Origin of the sequence: Pseudomonas hormoni (assembly GCF_018502625.1) — a bacterium.
In the GTDB taxonomy this organism is placed as follows: Bacteria; Pseudomonadota; Gammaproteobacteria; order Pseudomonadales; family Pseudomonadaceae; genus Aquipseudomonas; species Aquipseudomonas hormoni.
This window is the reverse complement of sequence record NZ_CP075566.1, coordinates 5641773-5657345: the sequence shown is the minus strand read 5'-3', so window position 1 is coordinate 5657345 and position 15573 is coordinate 5641773. Positions and strand designations below refer to the sequence as shown.

Annotated in this window: 13 protein-coding genes; 6 read left to right on the top strand and 7 right to left on the bottom strand. The window is 59.2% G+C overall.

The annotated features are described in order from the left end of the window. Positions 1 to 12 precede the first annotated feature (12 nt). A complete protein-coding gene (pdxY, locus tag KJF94_RS26315; protein WP_214379949.1) occupies positions 13 to 885 on the top strand; it encodes a pyridoxal kinase PdxY in 873 nt (290 codons plus the stop codon). 146 nt (positions 886 to 1031) lie between these two features. Here the strand turns inward: pdxY and KJF94_RS26310 are convergent, their stop codons facing one another. Continuing rightward, the gene (locus tag KJF94_RS26310; protein WP_010465381.1) at positions 1032 to 1514 is read right to left on the bottom strand and encodes an acyl-CoA thioesterase; all 483 of its coding nucleotides are present in this window, start codon (positions 1512 to 1514) and stop codon (positions 1032 to 1034) included. 283 nt (positions 1515 to 1797) lie between these two features. Between KJF94_RS26310 and KJF94_RS26305 the strand changes: the two genes are divergently transcribed. Next, a complete protein-coding gene (locus tag KJF94_RS26305) occupies positions 1798 to 3561 on the top strand; it encodes a cation:proton antiporter (protein ID WP_214379947.1) in 1764 nt (587 codons plus the stop codon). A gap of 21 nt (positions 3562 to 3582) precedes the next feature. Here the strand turns inward: KJF94_RS26305 and KJF94_RS26300 are convergent, their stop codons facing one another. The 4 genes from KJF94_RS26300 to uvrD all read right to left on the bottom strand — a co-directional run bounded on the left by KJF94_RS26300 (position 3583) and on the right by uvrD (position 7880). After that, entirely contained in the window at positions 3583 to 3990 is a 408-nt protein-coding gene (locus tag KJF94_RS26300) for an SMI1/KNR4 family protein (protein ID WP_077430996.1), read from the bottom strand. A 135-nt stretch (positions 3991 to 4125) separates the two neighbouring features. After that, entirely contained in the window at positions 4126 to 4998 is an 873-nt protein-coding gene (locus KJF94_RS26295; protein ID WP_214379945.1) for a Tim44 domain-containing protein, read from the bottom strand. Positions 4999 to 5177: 179 nt separating this feature from the next. Continuing rightward, positions 5178 to 5618, bottom strand: coding sequence for an EamA family transporter (locus KJF94_RS26290; RefSeq protein ID WP_007934436.1), 441 nt, complete (start codon positions 5616 to 5618; stop codon positions 5178 to 5180). A 78-nt stretch (positions 5619 to 5696) separates the two neighbouring features. Then, the gene (uvrD, locus tag KJF94_RS26285; protein ID WP_214379943.1) at positions 5697 to 7880 is read right to left on the bottom strand and encodes a DNA helicase II; all 2184 of its coding nucleotides are present in this window, start codon (positions 7878 to 7880) and stop codon (positions 5697 to 5699) included. Between the two features lie 258 nt (positions 7881 to 8138). Here uvrD and KJF94_RS26280 point away from each other — a divergent pair, with 258 nt between their 5' ends. Next, entirely contained in the window at positions 8139 to 11006 is a 2868-nt protein-coding gene (locus tag KJF94_RS26280) for an EAL domain-containing protein (RefSeq protein WP_214379941.1), read from the top strand. Between the two features lie 60 nt (positions 11007 to 11066). Here the strand turns inward: KJF94_RS26280 and KJF94_RS26275 are convergent, their stop codons facing one another. Next, positions 11067 to 11381 (bottom strand): hypothetical protein, encoded by a 315-nt coding sequence (locus tag KJF94_RS26275; protein WP_214379939.1) that lies wholly within the window; start codon positions 11379 to 11381, stop codon positions 11067 to 11069. A gap of 353 nt (positions 11382 to 11734) precedes the next feature. Between KJF94_RS26275 and hexR the strand changes: the two genes are divergently transcribed. Next, complete coding sequence (gene hexR, locus KJF94_RS26270) at positions 11735 to 12601, top strand: transcriptional regulator HexR (protein ID WP_008027445.1); 867 nt, start codon at positions 11735 to 11737, stop codon at positions 12599 to 12601. Positions 12602 to 12849: 248 nt separating this feature from the next. Continuing rightward, a complete protein-coding gene (locus tag KJF94_RS26265) occupies positions 12850 to 13059 on the top strand; it encodes a PA3496 family putative envelope integrity protein (protein ID WP_017341588.1) in 210 nt (69 codons plus the stop codon). Here the strand turns inward: KJF94_RS26265 and KJF94_RS26260 are convergent. Further along, positions 13001 to 13963 (bottom strand): LysR family transcriptional regulator, encoded by a 963-nt coding sequence (locus KJF94_RS26260; protein WP_150634577.1) that lies wholly within the window; start codon positions 13961 to 13963, stop codon positions 13001 to 13003. The two genes, KJF94_RS26265 and KJF94_RS26260, sit on opposite strands and share 59 nt — an antisense overlap. 190 nt (positions 13964 to 14153) lie before the next feature. On the opposite strand from KJF94_RS26260, the gene KJF94_RS26255 reads away from it, so the two are divergent. Beyond that, positions 14154 to 15569, top strand: coding sequence for an acetyl-CoA carboxylase biotin carboxylase subunit (locus KJF94_RS26255; protein ID WP_150634578.1), 1416 nt, complete (start codon positions 14154 to 14156; stop codon positions 15567 to 15569). Positions 15570 to 15573: the final 4 nt, after the last annotated feature.

Genomic DNA, 15573 nt, shown 5'->3' with positions numbered 1-15573 from the left:
GGAACTCACCGCATGAAACGTACGCCCCATCTGCTCGCCATTCAGTCCCACGTGGTGTTCGGCCACGCTGGCAACAGCGCCGCGGTTTTCCCGATGCAGCGGGTCGGGGTGAATGTCTGGCCGCTCAATACCGTGCAGTTCTCCAACCACACCCAATATGGCCAGTGGGCGGGTGAAGTGCTGTCGCCACACCAGATTCCCGAATTGGTCGAAGGCATTGCGGCGATTGGCGAATTGGGCAATTGCGATGCCGTATTGTCCGGTTACCTCGGCAGTGCAGCCCAGGGCCGGGCGATTCTGACGGGTGTGGCGCGGATCAAATCGATGAATCCCAAGGCGCTGTATCTATGCGATCCGGTGATGGGCCATCCGGAGAAGGGCTGCAGCGTGCCGGCCGAAGTCAGCGATTTCCTGCTGGAAGAAGCGGCTGCCGTGGCGGACTTCATGTGTCCGAACCAGCTGGAGCTGGACAGCTTCTCAGGGCGCAAGCCGCAGTCGCTGTTCGATTGCCTGGCCATGGCGCGGGCGTTGCTGGCGCGCGGCCCGAAAGCGGTGCTGGTCAAGCATCTGGCCTATCCCGGCAAACCGGAGGATGCGTTTGAGATGTTGCTGGTGACGAGCGAAGGCAGCTGGCACCTGCGACGTCCAATGCTGGCGTTTCCGCGTCAGCCAGTGGGCGTTGGCGACCTGACATCCGGGCTGTTTCTGGCGCGCATCCTGTTGGGCGACAGCCTGGTGGAGGCGTTCGAGTTCGCGGCGTCTGCCGTGCATGAAGTGCTGCTGGAAACCCAGGCTTGCGCCAGCTATGAACTGGAGTTGGTGCGGGCGCAGGACCGGATCGCGCATCCGCGGGTGCGGTTTGAGGCGACGGCGATCAGCCTTTAAAAGGCTTCGCGGGCAAGTCGGATCGCCGCACCGCTCGCTCCTACAAGTTCGAGCCGTACACAAAATATGTGAACGACGCTGACCTGTAGGAGCGAGCGGTGCGGCGATCCGACTTGCCCGCGAATTCTATTTAATGGCCAAACGTATCAAGCGTCGCCCTTGATCTCCTGATACCGCTTTTCCAGTTCCTGACGAATCTGACGACGCTGCTGGGCCTGCATAAAGCGGCGCTTGTCCTCGCTGTTCTGCGGTTGCAACGGCGGCACCGCGGCCGGTTTGCGATCGTCGTCCACCGCCACCATGGTGAAGAAACAGCTGTTGGTGTGGCGCACCGAGCGCTCGCGAATGTTTTCGGTCACCACCTTGATGCCCACCTCCATGGAGGTGTTGCCGGTGTAATTGACCGAAGCCAGAAAGGTCACCAGTTCGCCGACATGAATCGGCTCGCGAAAAATCACCTGATCCACCGACAGGGTCACCACGTAGCGGCCGGCATAACGGCTGGCGCAGGCGTAGGCGACTTCGTCGAGGTACTTGAGTAACGTGCCGCCGTGGACATTGCCAGAGAAGTTGGCCATGTCGGGGGTCATCAATACCGTCATCGACAGCTGGGCGTTTCCGGGTTCCATAGCGTTCTCACGGTTCAAGGCAGGTTTCGGAGGAGTGCACCTCTGCGGGCGCCTGTTCGGTTTTTCAAACCACAGTTATCGGGACGCCGGGCGGGTGATCGTCGTCACGCCGGATCGATCTGTTTCCATATATTGCACCGCCTTTCTGCCGGAAGTCGCGGTGTTACCCTTCAAAAGCCCACCCCAAGGGCAATTCCTACGCGGAAAGTGGATTTTTACTCTGCTCGATCGGACCTTTCCCGCGTCTGGCGATTGAGCAATGTCACCCAAGGAGCCCCACACCATGCATGCCATCAGTTTTATTCAGGATCTGGCAGTGATCATGTTGGTCGCGGGTGTGGTGACCGTGCTGTTTCATCGCTTCAAGCAACCGGTGGTGCTCGGCTATATCGTCTCCGGGTTCATCATCGGCCCGCACACGCCGCCGTTCAGCCTGATTCACGACGAAGAAACCATCAAGACTCTCGCCGAGCTCGGGGTGATTTTCCTGATGTTCTGCCTGGGCCTGGAGTTCAGCCTGCGCAAACTGTTCAAAGTTGGCGCCACGGCGTTTATCGCGGCGTTCCTGGAAATCGTGCTGATGATCTGGATCGGCTATGAAATCGGTCGCTGGTTCGACTGGAACACCATGGACTCGCTGTTCCTCGGCGCGATCCTGGCGATCTCTTCGACCACCATCATCGTCAAGGCACTCAATGACCTGAAGATGAAGAATGAGCGTTTTGCGCAGCTGATCTTCGGCGTGCTGATCGTCGAGGACATTCTCGGCATCGGCATCATTGCCTTGCTATCGAGCATCGCGGTCAGCGGCACGGTCAGTTCCGGCGAAGTGTTTTCCACCGTCGGCAAGCTGTCGTTGTTCATGATCGTCGCGCTGGTGATCGGAATTCTGCTGGTACCGCGGTTGCTGGCCTACGTGGCCAAATTCGAAAGCAACGAGATGCTGTTGATCACTGTGCTGGGGCTGTGTTTCGGCTTCTGTCTGCTGGTGGTGAAGCTCGAATACAGCATGGTGCTTGGCGCGTTCCTGATCGGCGCGATCATGGCTGAATCCCGCCAGTTGCTGAAGATTGAACGCTTGATCGAGCCGGTTCGTGACCTGTTCAGTGCGATCTTCTTTGTGGCCATCGGGCTGATGCTCGATCCGATGATTTTGCTGCAGTACGCGTGGCCGATCGCAGTGATCACTGTGGCCGTGGTGCTCGGAAAGATGCTGTCCTGTGGTCTTGGCGCCTTTATCGCCGGCAATGACGGACGCACCTCACTGCGCGTGGGGATGGGACTTTCGCAGATTGGCGAATTTTCTTTCATCATCGCGGCGTTGGGCATGACCCTTCAGGTCACCAGTAACTTCCTCTACCCGGTTGCCGTGGCGGTATCGGTAATTACCACGCTGCTGACGCCTTATCTGATCCGCGCCGCTGACCCGTTGTCGATCAAACTGGCCGGCGTGATGCCGCAGCGGCTGGGCCGCGTGCTGGGGATGTACGGCGAATGGCTGCGCAGCATCCAGCCTCAGGGCGAAGGCGCGCTACTGGCGTCGATGATCCGGCGGATTCTGTTACAGGTGGGTGTCAATCTGGCGTTGGTGATTGCGATTTTCTTCTCGGGTGCTTATTTCGCCGAGCGAATGTCCGCTTACCTGCAAGACTGGATCAGCGAGCCGAGCTGGCAGAAAGCGTTGATCTGGGGCGGGGCGTTGCTGTTGTCGTTGCCGTTCCTGATTGCGGCCTATCGCAAGCTCAAGGCGTTGTCGATGCTGTTGGCGGAGATGGGCGTGAAACCGGAAATGGCCGGCCGCCACACGCAGCGAGTGCGTCGGGTGATCGCCGAAGTGATCCCGATCCTGTCGCTGCTGGTGATCTTCCTGCTGTTGGCAGCCTTGTCGGCCAGTATTCTGCCGACCAACAAGTTACTGGTGCTGATTGTCGTGGTCGCGGCCGCCGTGGCAGCGCTGCTCTGGCGCTGGTTTATCCGCGTGCACACGCGGATGCAGGTGGCCTTGCTGGAAACCCTGGACAACCACAAGGAATCGTCCGGGCATTGACCACACGGCGTATTAGACGGCTCAGCTTTCCAGCCAGACGTCCCGCGCCCAGTGCCACACCGATTCCCAGGTTTCTTCGGCGATCAGTTCTTCTTCGGCCTGCCACAGCACCACGGTGCCGTCTTCTTCGACCAAGTAGTAGTCGTCACCGTCCTGGCAGATCGGGATCATGCTGCGGTCAACGCCGGCATCCCAGGCGTTGGCGGCAACGTCCGGCAGGTAAGTGTGGGATTGCGGGTCGGTGACGGTCACCGGTTCCAGGCTGCCGTAGACCACGTCGCTGACGGTCAGCAAAAACTCTCTGAAGACAAACGGGATGTCGATGAACAGTTGTTCTTCGATTTCGACCAGCAGATCTTCGTCGGGCAACTCCAAGGGGACCGGTACCGGTTCGTTGGCTTCACGCAGTTGTTCGATGATTTCTTCCACGTCCGGGAACCTCTTGCTTGATGGCGCGGTTTAGTTGGGGCGGTTTATACAGTAGCTCGCTATAGATGCAACCGCGAAATAGAAAACCCCGGCCGAGGCCGGGGTTTTATTGCGACACATTTAACGCGGGTCGGTTCAGCCGTTCTGGCGGATACCGGCAACCAGCCAAGGCTGGTTTTCGCCCTGTGCACGTTCCATGTTCCAGCTTTCGCTGAACACTTCGCCCTGGTCGAAGCGCGAAGTCTTCGACACACCGCTGAAGGTCAGGGTGGCAATGGTCTTGTCCGCACGATCATCGACGCCGTCCAGTTGAACATTGAGGTTATCAATGTAGGTGGACTGGAAACCTTCACCCAGATCGGCACGTTCGCGCTTGAGGAACTCGAGCAGTTGCGGGGTCACGAACTCGGCGATCTTGTCCATTTCGTTGGCGTCCCAGTGTTGCTGCAGGGACTGGAAGTGGTTGCGGGCCGCTTCAATGAAGTTCTTTTCATTGAACCAGGCTGGCGCATTGATCACCGGACGAGCGGCAACCGGTGCGGCCGAACCGCCGAAGATCGAACCCATGGCGGTTGGCTTCTGCTCGAATACTTCACGCTGCATCGGGGCGCCAGCCGGAGCCATGTGCTCCTGCTGCTTGCGACGACGAGCGGCGATGAAACGGAAGACCAGGAAGGCGATGACCGCCATGATCAGGATGTCGAAGATCTGCATGCCCTGGAAGCCGCCGCCCATGAACATGGAAGCCAGCAGGCCACCGGCCGCGATGCCGGCCAGAGGGCCGAGCCAGCGCGAAGCACCGCCGGCCTTGGCGGCAGCGCCAGCGGCACCCGCCGCGCCCGCAGTGGCAGCAGCGCCGCCTGCAGCAGAAGAAGGAGCCATTTGGCTGGTCTGGTGAGTCGGCGCAGCGCCGGAGCTCTTGCCGCCACCAAAGCGCTTGGCGTTGGCGTCGAGGCTCATCGTCAGGCCGATGCACAACGCCATGGCGATGCTAAGAAAACGTTTCATAAAGGGAATTCCCATTTTGTGGATGGCACGCGCGCCATGTTGCACAGCTGAAGTGTTACTGGCTAGCGGCAGAGTGTTTCGGGCTTTTGCCTGACAGGTTGCGTTCAGCTTCAGTCAGCGCAATAAGGCCTGTTAACTTTGGTCTGTAGGATGAATGGATAAGTTCTGTGGGAGGGTGTCTAGCGTCGCAGCGCCAGCATCACAACACCGGCGGTGATCAGGCCGATCCCGCCCCACTGGCGCAGATCAAGTTTTTCGCCCAGCAGGATCACGCCAAGCACCGCCACCAGAACCACGCTGAGTTTGTCTACCGGAGCCACCAGCGAGGCCGGCCCCAGTTTCAACGCGCGGAAGTAGCAGATCCACGAGGCGCCGGTGGCCAGTCCCGACAGCAGCAGGAACAGGTAGCTCCTGGCTGAGATCGATCCTAATGACTGATATTGGCCCGTGGCGTACAAAATCAAGGCCAGGCTGACCAGTACCACGACTGTACGTAGCAGGGTGGCGAAATCGGAATTGACGTTTTCGATGCCGATCTTGGCGAAGATAGCGGTCATTGCCGCGAAAGCGGCTGACATCAGGGCCCAGAATGTCCAGGAAGAAAAGAAGCCTGAGCCCATAGGTTGTTTCCTTGCAGATCAGCCAACCCTAACCTTGTGGGAGCGGGCAAGCCCGCACACATTAGACCTCTGTGGCCCTTAGATCGCTTCCAGCTTCGCGTAACCCAGCATCAGCCACTTGCTGCCTTCGCTGAAGTTCACCTGCACCCGGGCCTGAGCCCCGGCGCCTTCGAAGTTCAGGATCACGCCGTCGCCGAACACCGAATGCCGAACGGCCTGGCCGAGGCTGAATCCGGTGTCCGGAATTTCACTACCGCCGAACAGGCTGCTGGAACTCTGCTGCTGACCGCCGCCAAACGGACGGCTGACGCTGTTGGACAGCCGCACTTCCTGGATCAGGCCTTTCGGTACTTCACGTACGAAACGCGACACCTTGTTGTAGGTCTCACTGCCATACAGGCGTCGGGTTTCAGCATAGGTCATCACCAGGTTCTGCATGGCGCGGGTGATACCGACATAGGCCAAACGACGTTCCTCTTCAAGACGTCCCGGCTCTTCCAGGCTCATCTTGTGCGGGAACAGCCCTTCTTCCATGCCCACCAGGAACACGTAAGGGAATTCCAGGCCCTTGGCGCTGTGCAAGGTCATCAACTGAATGCTGTCTTCGTGCTCGTCGGCCTGAGTATCGCCAGCCTCCAGCGACGCGTGGCCGAGGAACGCCGCCAGTGGCGTCAGGTCTTCATCCTCTTCCGAGTTTTCGAAGTTGCGCGCGGCGCTGACCAGTTCCTCAAGGTTTTCTACCCGTGCCTGGCCTTTCTCGCCTTTTTCCGCTTCGTGGTAGGCAATCAGTCCGGACTGCTCGATGACGGTCTGGGTCATCAAGTGCAGCGGCATTTCCACGCACTTGGCGGCGAGGTTCTCGATCAGCTCAATAAACGCACCAAGCGCGCCGGCGGCACGGCCGGTCAGCCCTTTATTCGCGACCAGCAAGCGCATCGCTTCCCACATCGACACATCGCTGTGGCGCGCATGGTCGCGAATCGCTTCAACGGTTTTCTCGCCGATGCCACGGGCCGGAACGTTGATCACCCGCTCCAGCGCTGCATCGTTGCCACGGCCTTCCAGCAAACGCAGGTAAGCCATGGCGTTCTTGATTTCAGCTCGTTCGAAGAAACGCTGACCACCATAGATGCGGTACGGAATGCGCTCACGCAGCAAGGCTTCTTCCAAAACGCGCGATTGGGCGTTCGAGCGGTACAAAATCGCGATATCGCTGCGAGCCAGGCCGGTTTTCAGCGCGCTTTCAATGGTTTCCACCACATAACGAGCTTCGTCGTGTTCGTTGAACGCGGCGTACAGATTGATCGCTTCGCCTTCGCCACCGTCGGTCCACAGCTCTTTGCCCATGCGCCCGGTGTTATTGGCGATCAGGGCGTTGGCAGCCTTGAGAATCCCGGCGGTGGAACGGTAGTTCTGCTCCAGGCGGATGGTCTCGGCGTCCGGGAAATCGTCGGAGTACTGATAGATGTTCTCGATTTTCGCGCCGCGCCAGCCGTAGATCGACTGATCGTCGTCGCCGACCACCATCAGGCTGTCGCCGCCCTTGGCCAGTAGACGCAACCAGGCGTACTGCACGGCGTTGGTGTCCTGGAACTCGTCCACCAGAATGTGCCGGAAGCGCTTCTGATAGTGCGCCAGCAGCCCAGGGTGATCGCGCCACAGATCGAGGGCGCGCAGCAGCAATTCGGAAAAGTCGATGACGCCGGCGCGCAGGCACGCGGCCTCATAGGCTTCGTAAATGCTACGCATGGTGGCCAGGAACAGATCGCCGCTGGCTTGAATATGTTGCGGGCGCAGACCTTCGTCTTTCTGCCCGTTGATAAACCACTGGGCCTGACGGGCCGGCCAGCGTTGCTCGTCCAGCCCCAACTCGCGGATCACGCGTTTAACCAGTCGTTGCTGGTCGTCGCTGTCGAGAATCTGGAAGGTCTGGCTCAGGCCGGCTTCCTGCCAGTGCGCCCGCAGCAAGCGGTGCGCCAGGCCGTGGAAGGTGCCGACCCACATGCCGGCCGGGTTGATACCCATCAGCTGCTCGATGCGATGACGCATCTCGGCAGCGGCCTTGTTGGTGAATGTCACCGACAGGATTGAGTGGGGCGAGGCGTTTTCGACCTGGATCAACCAGGCGATACGGTGCACCAGCACTCGGGTTTTACCGGAACCAGCACCGGCCAGGACCAACTGACGACCCACGGAGGCAGCTACGGCCTGGCGTTGGGCATCGTTGAGGGAGTTCAGCAGAAGGGAGAGATCATCGCGCATCGGGGCATTCTAGGGGGCCGCGTCACACCGGGCAAACCCCGCTTTGCTTTAGCCGATGAAAGATAAGCGCAGGACGACCGGTCGGTCACTGGCTGCAAGCGTTGGCGGGGCTCGCTTCCAGCGTTTTCAGGGGGCAAAAGGGCTCCGGGCTTTCGTAGAAATTATGATCTGGAGCAGTTTGGTAAGGGCATTGGCTTGTGTATGCTCCGTTCACGTTTCGGGCTCATGCTCATCATTATAAGAACAAGAACATTGCCTATGACCCTCAGCACCGACCTGTCGGGCCCCACTGTGGAGCCCCGGGTTATCCGCAAACAGTACGCCATGGAAATGGCGGTCGAGCGCACGCGCCTCCTTTATCAGGGCTCGCTGCTGCCTACGCTGTTCATGCTGATCAATGGCCTGGTGTGCGCGGGATTGCTCTGGAGTCCGCAGCGCTACTTCCTGGTCAGCGTCTGGCTGGTGTGGCTGCTGTCGCTGGTGGCGTTGCGGGTGATTCAGGTCGCCGCTTTCGATTCGGCCATTCCCAATCGTCAGGCGCATCCAATCTGGCGTCGCATGTTTTTGCTGGGTTCGGCCATGACTGGCCTGACCCTGGCAGGCGCCGGTATCGCCCTGGTGCCCGCCGACAATTTCATCCAGCAAGCCTGGGTGTTCGGCCTGATCGGCGCGGCAGCCCTCTCGGCCAGCGTGGCCTACGCGGTCAGTCTGCCGGCATTTCTATCCTTTACCTTGCCATGTCTGTTGCCGGCCATCGCCTATCTATTCTGGGGCGGCGACCAGCAGGAGCAGGGCTGGGGCTGGTTCGGGCTGATCTTGCTGGGGGCGTTGAGCGTGGTTGCCTGGCAGGTCAATCGGCTGATTGATCGAGGGTTGTTGCGACGTTTCCAGAATCAGGCACTGATCGAACACCTGCAGCAGACCCAAAGCCGTAGCGAACAGCTGAATCACGAACTGGCCAGGGAAATCGATCAGCGCCGTCGCGCCGAAGACGAGTTGCGTGAAATTCAGATCGGGCTCGAAAGCCGCGTCGCCCAGCGCAGCCTGGAACTGGACGCGGCCAACCAGGCCCTGAGCAAAAGTGAAGCGCGTCTGGCGCTGGCCTTGAAGGCCAGTGAGCTGGGGCTATGGGACTGGAACCTGCAAACCGACGAAGTCCATCACACCCATATTCAGGAATTGTTCGGCCTGGAGCCGGAGTTCGTGACGGCCATGTTGCGTCACCTCAAGCCGCGCCTGCACCCCGAGGATTTACCGTCGCTGAAGCGCGCGCTGGTCGAGCATTTGAAGGGCCGCAGCGAGGATTATCAGATTGAATACCGCGTGCGCCATGGCGATGGTCATTGGGTCTGGATCGAGGACCGTGGTCGAGCGGTTGAGCGCAGCGAAAGCGGCCGGGTGATCCGCATGGTCGGCACCCGTCGTGACATCAGTGCCAGCAAGAGCCTGGAAGCGCAGCAGCAATTGGCCGCGACGGTGTTCGAGGCGGCCAGCGAAGGCATCATGATTTTCGATCCGAATTACGCACTCATCGCGGTCAACCAGGCGTTCAGCCGCTTAACGGGCTATGACATCGACGACATGCTCGGGCGCAATGTGGTGGAGTTGCCGTGCAGTCGCGACGCCCGTCGCCACTACGGGGCGATTCATCAGGCGCTGGAGCAACACGGCAGTTGGCAGGGCGAACTGGTGGAAACCCGCAAGAACGGCGAGCTGTATCCGCAATGGCTGCAACTCAATACCGTGCGCGATGCGCGGGGGAATGTCAGCCATATCGTCGGTTTCTTCGCCGATCTCTCGGCGCGACGCGAATCCGAAGAGCGCATGCGTTATCTGACTCACTACGATGAACTGACCGGCCTGGCCAATCGTTCGTTGTTCCGCGAACGCTTGCGCGAGGCCCATCAACGCGTGCGCCAGGGCGGGCGAAGTCTGGCGTTGTTGCACATCAACCTGGACCGCTTCAAGTTGCTCAACGACAGCCTTGGCCATGAAATTGCTGACCAGCTGTTACAGAAGATGGCCCGGCGGCTGGTCAATGCGCTGCCGGAAGCGGACACCATTGCGCGATTGTCCGGCGATGAGTTCGCGGTGCTGTTCGATACTTACGGCAGCCTCTCAAGCCTGGCGCGAGTGGCGACGCGCCTGTCGACCAAATTGCGTGTGCCTGTGACTGTCGAAGGGCATGAGCTGGTCGTCAGCGCCTCCATGGGCATCAGCATGTTGCCGGACAACGCGCGGGAAATTTCTGCGCTGGTGAGCCAGTCGAACATGGCCATGCAACATGCCAAACACTTGGGCGGCAACAACTTCCAGTTCTACACCGACAGCCTGCAAGCCAGCACGCTCCAGCGCTTGCAGCTGGAAAACCAGCTGCGTAAAGCAATAGAAGAGAAGCAGCTGAAGGTGTTTTACCAACCGAAACTCTGCCTCGCCACGGGCCGGCTGAATGCCGCCGAGGCCTTGGTGCGCTGGGATCATCCGACCATGGGCAGCGTGCCGCCAGGCGACTTTATCGGCCTGGCCGAGGAAACCGGCCTGATCGGCCCGATCGGCGAGTTCGTGTTGCGTCAGGCGTGCTGGCAGGCCTGCGAATGGCAGCGTCAGGGGCTGGAACCGATTCGGGTGTCGGTCAATTTGTCGGTGCATCAGTTGCGGCAGGGCAAGCTGGTCAGCCTGGTGCGCCAGGTGTTGGAGGAAACCGGCCTGGCGCCGCACTACCTCGAACTGGAACTCACGGAAAGCCAGTTGCTGGACAGCGTCGAACACATCATCGCTACCTTCCAGCAGTTGCGTGATCTTGGGGTGAAACTGGCCATCGACGATTTTGGCACCGGGTATTCGTCCCTGAGTTACCTCAAGCGTATTCCGGTGGATTACGTGAAGATCGATCAGGCGTTTATCCGTGGTCTGGGGGAGGGTAGCGTGGATGCGGCGATTACCCAGGCGATCATTGCGATGGCTCACGGGTTGTCGTTGAAGGTAGTGGCTGAAGGTGTGGAGCGGTCGGAGCAGCTTGAGTTTTTGAAGGTTGAACGCTGTGATGAAGTGCAGGGGTATCTGATCAGTCGTCCGATAGAAGCGAGTGGGTTGGCGGACCTTCTGCGAGCGCAATCCGCCGACTGAAAGTACGTCGCACAATAACGCCTTCCCGCCACGTAAAGTGACGGGAAGGTATTTATAGACTTAGTTTGTAATCAGAACATCATCGATGTGATGAATTAATTCACCCTTATAGAAAATGCTCACACCGGAAACATTAGAATTCCCCGGTACTTTATATTCAACAACTTTGTCCGTTTCAACTTGCAACGAAACTTCGTTGGAGTTTTCGAGCAGCAACTCCAGTCGCAGATCAAAGGATTTATCCTGCATCGCAGTCATCACCAGTTTAGGGGTAATGCCTGTGTGTGCAACGGTTACGGTGCCAAAGGTGCGGAAAGAAGCTTCGCCAGGCATGCGGTCAATTTGTGCGGTCCAGCTTTTGGTTTTAATGCTCATAGTGTGTAACTCCTGTAATTAAGTTTGATTGCGTCCTGCACGATCAAAGTAACTAGGCGGAGTTGTTTTTGGAAGAGGCTTGTTAGTTGTATTTGTAAGTACGAGTGTTTCATTCGTTTGTTCTTCTAACAACTAAGCTCCGGAAGCTTCGAGTAGGTCGATCGGGGGTGATTGTCTGCTTCAAGGGTCCGCTTCGGTTGCGCTGACGCTCTGACAATGAGTGCTACATGGAGCGCGCACGCCTGAAAACGAGGGATTCGGTTACGCATTGAGCAGGCAAAAAGCCGATTCATGTAGTATAACTACAAGCTTGCTACATCCCCGGCGCCTGCCAATAACAAAGAGTCCAGACCTTGAATCTGCTGCAACACATCGCCCAGTCACGCCACCTGTTACGCAAGTCGGAGCTGAAGGTCGCCGACCACGTGCTGCTTGATCCAGCGGCGGTGATGCACAGTTCCATGGCCGACCTGGCCCACAGTGTGGGCATCAGCGAGCCGACCATCGTGCGGTTCTGCCGCGCCATTGGTTGCTCCGGGTTTCAGGATCTGAAACTGAAGCTGGCGCAGAGCCTCGCGGCCGGTGCGAGCTTCGGCCAGTTTGCGATCCATGAAGACGACTCGGTCGCCGACTACAGCCTGAAAATTTTCGACACCACCCTGCACACCCTGATGGAGGTTCGCGAGAAGCTCGATCCGGTGGAGTTGCAGCGCGCGGTGTCGCTGATGTCCCAGGCCCAGCGTGTCGAGTTTTATGGCTTTGGCGCCTCGGGTGCCGTGGCTGCGGATGCCCAGCACAAATTCTTCCGTTTGCTGCTGACGGCGGCCGCGTATTCCGACCCGCACATGCAGGCGATGTCGGCGGTCACGTTGAAGCCGACCGACGTGGCGATCTGCATTTCCCAATCCGGGCGTTCCAAGGATTTGTTGATCACCGCGAACCTGGTGCGCGAAAGCGGCGCCTCGCTGATCACCTTGTGCCCGAGCCAGACGCCGTTGGCTGAACTGTCGACCGTCAACCTGGCGATCGATGTGCACGAAGACACTGAAATCTATACGCCGCTGACCTCGCGCATCGCCCACCTGGTGGTGATCGACGTGTTGGCGATGGGCGTGGCCATGGCGCGCGGGCCGAGCCTGGTCAACCACCTCAAGAGCGTTAAACGCAGCCTTCGCAGCTTGCGGTTGTCGCCCAAGTCGGTCAAAGCCCTCGACGATTGATTCAAGGCTGGCGCAGAAATTGTGGCGAGGGAGCTTGCTCCCGCTGGGTTGCGAAGCGACCCCAAAACCATTCACAGCGGTGTTTTCAGATGTATCGCTTCAAGCTATTTACGACTGCTGCGCAGCCGAGCGGGAGCAAGCTCCCTCGCCACAGAACAAACGTTCATCTGCCTGTAACGCACACGCCGCTAAACCGTCATCCCTCGCGCCCATTCTGTAACTCCCGTAATCGCCTTGGGAGACTCGAAATGGCCCAGCCCTACGAAGAACGCAACAGCGCCGTCAAAACCCGTCGTCAGCAAGAAGACCAGCGCCGCATGGAATTTCGCCGCGCCATCGAAGATCGCTGCGAGCGCCGCCAGTTGCTGGCCGAGATCGGCGATTTTCCTGATCTGGAACTCAACTACTGGCAGGCAGCGCCCGCAACTTCCCGTCGAAACGCTCAACCAGGGCGCTGATCTGCACCCGTTCGCTGCGGATAAACGCAAGGAATGCGTGGGCCACCGGCGATAGCCGCTTGGCCTTGGCCTGCACCAGGCACCAGCTGCGAAACAGCGGCAGTTCCTCGACCGGTAACTCGATCAATCCACCGGTCGCCAACTCCAGGTTCAGGGCGTGGCGCGTCAACAGCGCAACGCCCAGACCCGCCAGCACACATTCACGCTGGGCTTCGGCCGATGCGACCTCCTGGGTCTGGTTGAAGTGCACGCGTTTTTCCTTGAAATACTCTTCGCACGCCAGTCGCGTTCCCGAGCCGGGTTCGCGCAGTAGCAGCGTGTAGGGTTCGAGGTCCTGCAAACGCAACGGGCCCATGTGGCACAACGGATGATCCGGCGGTGCCACGGCGACGATCGGGTTGTTGAGGAACGGCAGAAACTCCAGCCCCATGTCCTGAGGCACCATGGACATGATCACCAGGTCGTCGCGGTTGTCGGAGAGACGCCGAATCACTTGCCCACGGTTGACCACCGTCAGTTGCAGGTTGACCTCCGGATGCTGGCGTTTGAACGCGGCAAACAGGTGCGGCACGAAATACTTGGCGCTGGATTCCACCGCCAGTTTCAACTGGCCCTGTAGCGAGCCCTGCATGTCCGACAGCTGCATGTCGAGGTTTTCCAGGCGCCCGAAAATGTCCCGGCTGGCACGCTGAAGGGCTTCGGCGGCTTCCGTCATGTAGAGCTTTTTGCCGACGTAATCGAACAGCGGTTGACCAATCAGCTCCTCAAGTTGACGAATCTGCAGGCTCACGGCGGGTTGTGTGAGCGACATTTCGTCCGCAGCGCGGCTGTAGGATCGCAAATCACAGACTTCATTGAAGATCTGCAATTGACGCAATGTCATACGCATCAATGACTTACGCATTATCTAGAAGCTCCCGCCGCAGGCTGATGAATCAACTATAAGTCTTTACTTATGTCTGACCCAATAATTAATCATTTTTGTTAATCCCTTACGAGGGCTAGTGTGGGGCTGCGACTAAATCGAAACATTTGGTCACGCGTCGACCTGGTCTAGCAGGTCGTGGGTACCACCGGCTCAAGGGAAACTCCAAGTGATAACAAAGATCCTGATCGCCAACCGTGGTGAGATTGCCGTACGAATCGTGCGTGCTTGCGCCGAGATGGGCATTCGCTCGGTCGCGATCTACTCCGACGCCGACCGCCATGCCTTGCATGTGAAGCGCGCGGATGAAGCCCACAGCATTGGTGCCGAGCCCCTGGCTGGTTACCTGAATGCGCGCAAACTGGTGAATCTGGCCGTGGAAACCGGTTGTGATGCGTTGCATCCCGGCTACGGTTTCCTCTCGGAAAACGCTGAACTGGCAGATATCTGTGCAGAGCGCGGCATCAAGTTCATCGGTCCATCGGCTGAAGTGATTCGCCGCATGGGCGACAAGACTGAAGCCCGTCGCAGCATGATCAAGGCTGGCGTACCCGTCACCCCGGGGACCGAAGGCAACGTCGCGGACATCGCGGAAGCGTTGATCGAAGGCGACCGCATCGGTTATCCGGTGATGCTCAAGGCGACTTCCGGTGGTGGTGGCCGTGGTATCCGGCGCTGCGACAGCCGGGAAGAACTTGAACAGGCATTCCCTCGGGTCATTTCCGAAGCCACCAAGGCGTTCGGTTCGGCGGAAGTGTTCCTGGAAAAATGCATCGTCAATCCGAAACACATCGAAGCGCAGATCCTCGGCGACAGTTTCGGCAACGTGGTGCACCTGTTCGAGCGTGACTGCTCGATCCAGCGCCGCAACCAGAAGCTCATCGAGATCGCCCCGAGCCCGCAACTGACCCCGGAACAGCGCGCCTACATCGGCGACCTGTCGGTGCGTGCGGCCAAGGCCGTGGGTTACGAGAACGCCGGCACTGTGGAGTTCCTGCTCGCCGAGGGCGAGGTGTACTTCATGGAGATGAACACCCGGGTGCAGGTGGAACACACCATCACCGAAGAAATCACCGGCATCGACATCGTGCGTGAGCAGATCCGCATCGCTTCCGGCCTGCCGCTTTCGGTGAAACAGGAAGACATCCAGCACCGCGGTTTCGCGCTGCAGTTCCGGATCAACGCCGAAGACCCGAAAAACAACTTCCTGCCGAGCTTCGGCAAGATCACCCGTTACTACGCACCCGGCGGCCCCGGCGTGCGCACCGACACAGCGATCTACACCGGCTACACCATTCCACCGTTCTACGACTCCATGTGCCTGAAGCTGGTGGTGTGGGCGTTGACCTGGGAAGAGGCGATGGACCGTGGCTTGCGCGCCCTCGACGACATGCGTCTGCAAGGGGTCAAGACCACCGCCGCGTACTACCAGGAAATCCTGCGTAACCCGGAATTCCGTAGCGGCCAGTTCAATACCAGCTTCGTTGAAAGCCACCCTGAACTGACCAACTACTCGATCAAGCGCAAACCCGAAGAGCTGGCCCTGGCCATCGCCGCCGCCATCGCCGCCCACGCAGGCCTGTGAGGAA

Coding starts and splice junctions, on each gene's coding strand:
- pdxY (WP_214379949.1), top strand. CDS start 13: ATGAAACGTACGCCCCATCTGCTCGCCATTCAGTCCCACGTGGTGTTC.
- KJF94_RS26310 (WP_010465381.1), bottom strand. CDS start 1,514: ATGGAACCCGGAAACGCCCAGCTGTCGATGACGGTATTGATGACCCCC.
- KJF94_RS26305 (WP_214379947.1), top strand. CDS start 1,798: ATGCATGCCATCAGTTTTATTCAGGATCTGGCAGTGATCATGTTGGTC.
- KJF94_RS26295 (WP_214379945.1), bottom strand. CDS start 4,998: ATGAAACGTTTTCTTAGCATCGCCATGGCGTTGTGCATCGGCCTGACG.
- KJF94_RS26290 (WP_007934436.1), bottom strand. CDS start 5,618: ATGGGCTCAGGCTTCTTTTCTTCCTGGACATTCTGGGCCCTGATGTCA.
- uvrD (WP_214379943.1), bottom strand. CDS start 7,880: ATGCGCGATGATCTCTCCCTTCTGCTGAACTCCCTCAACGATGCCCAA.
- KJF94_RS26280 (WP_214379941.1), top strand. CDS start 8,139: ATGACCCTCAGCACCGACCTGTCGGGCCCCACTGTGGAGCCCCGGGTT.
- KJF94_RS26275 (WP_214379939.1), bottom strand. CDS start 11,381: ATGAGCATTAAAACCAAAAGCTGGACCGCACAAATTGACCGCATGCCT.
- KJF94_RS26265 (WP_017341588.1), top strand. CDS start 12,850: ATGGCCCAGCCCTACGAAGAACGCAACAGCGCCGTCAAAACCCGTCGT.
- KJF94_RS26260 (WP_150634577.1), bottom strand. CDS start 13,963: ATGCGTAAGTCATTGATGCGTATGACATTGCGTCAATTGCAGATCTTC.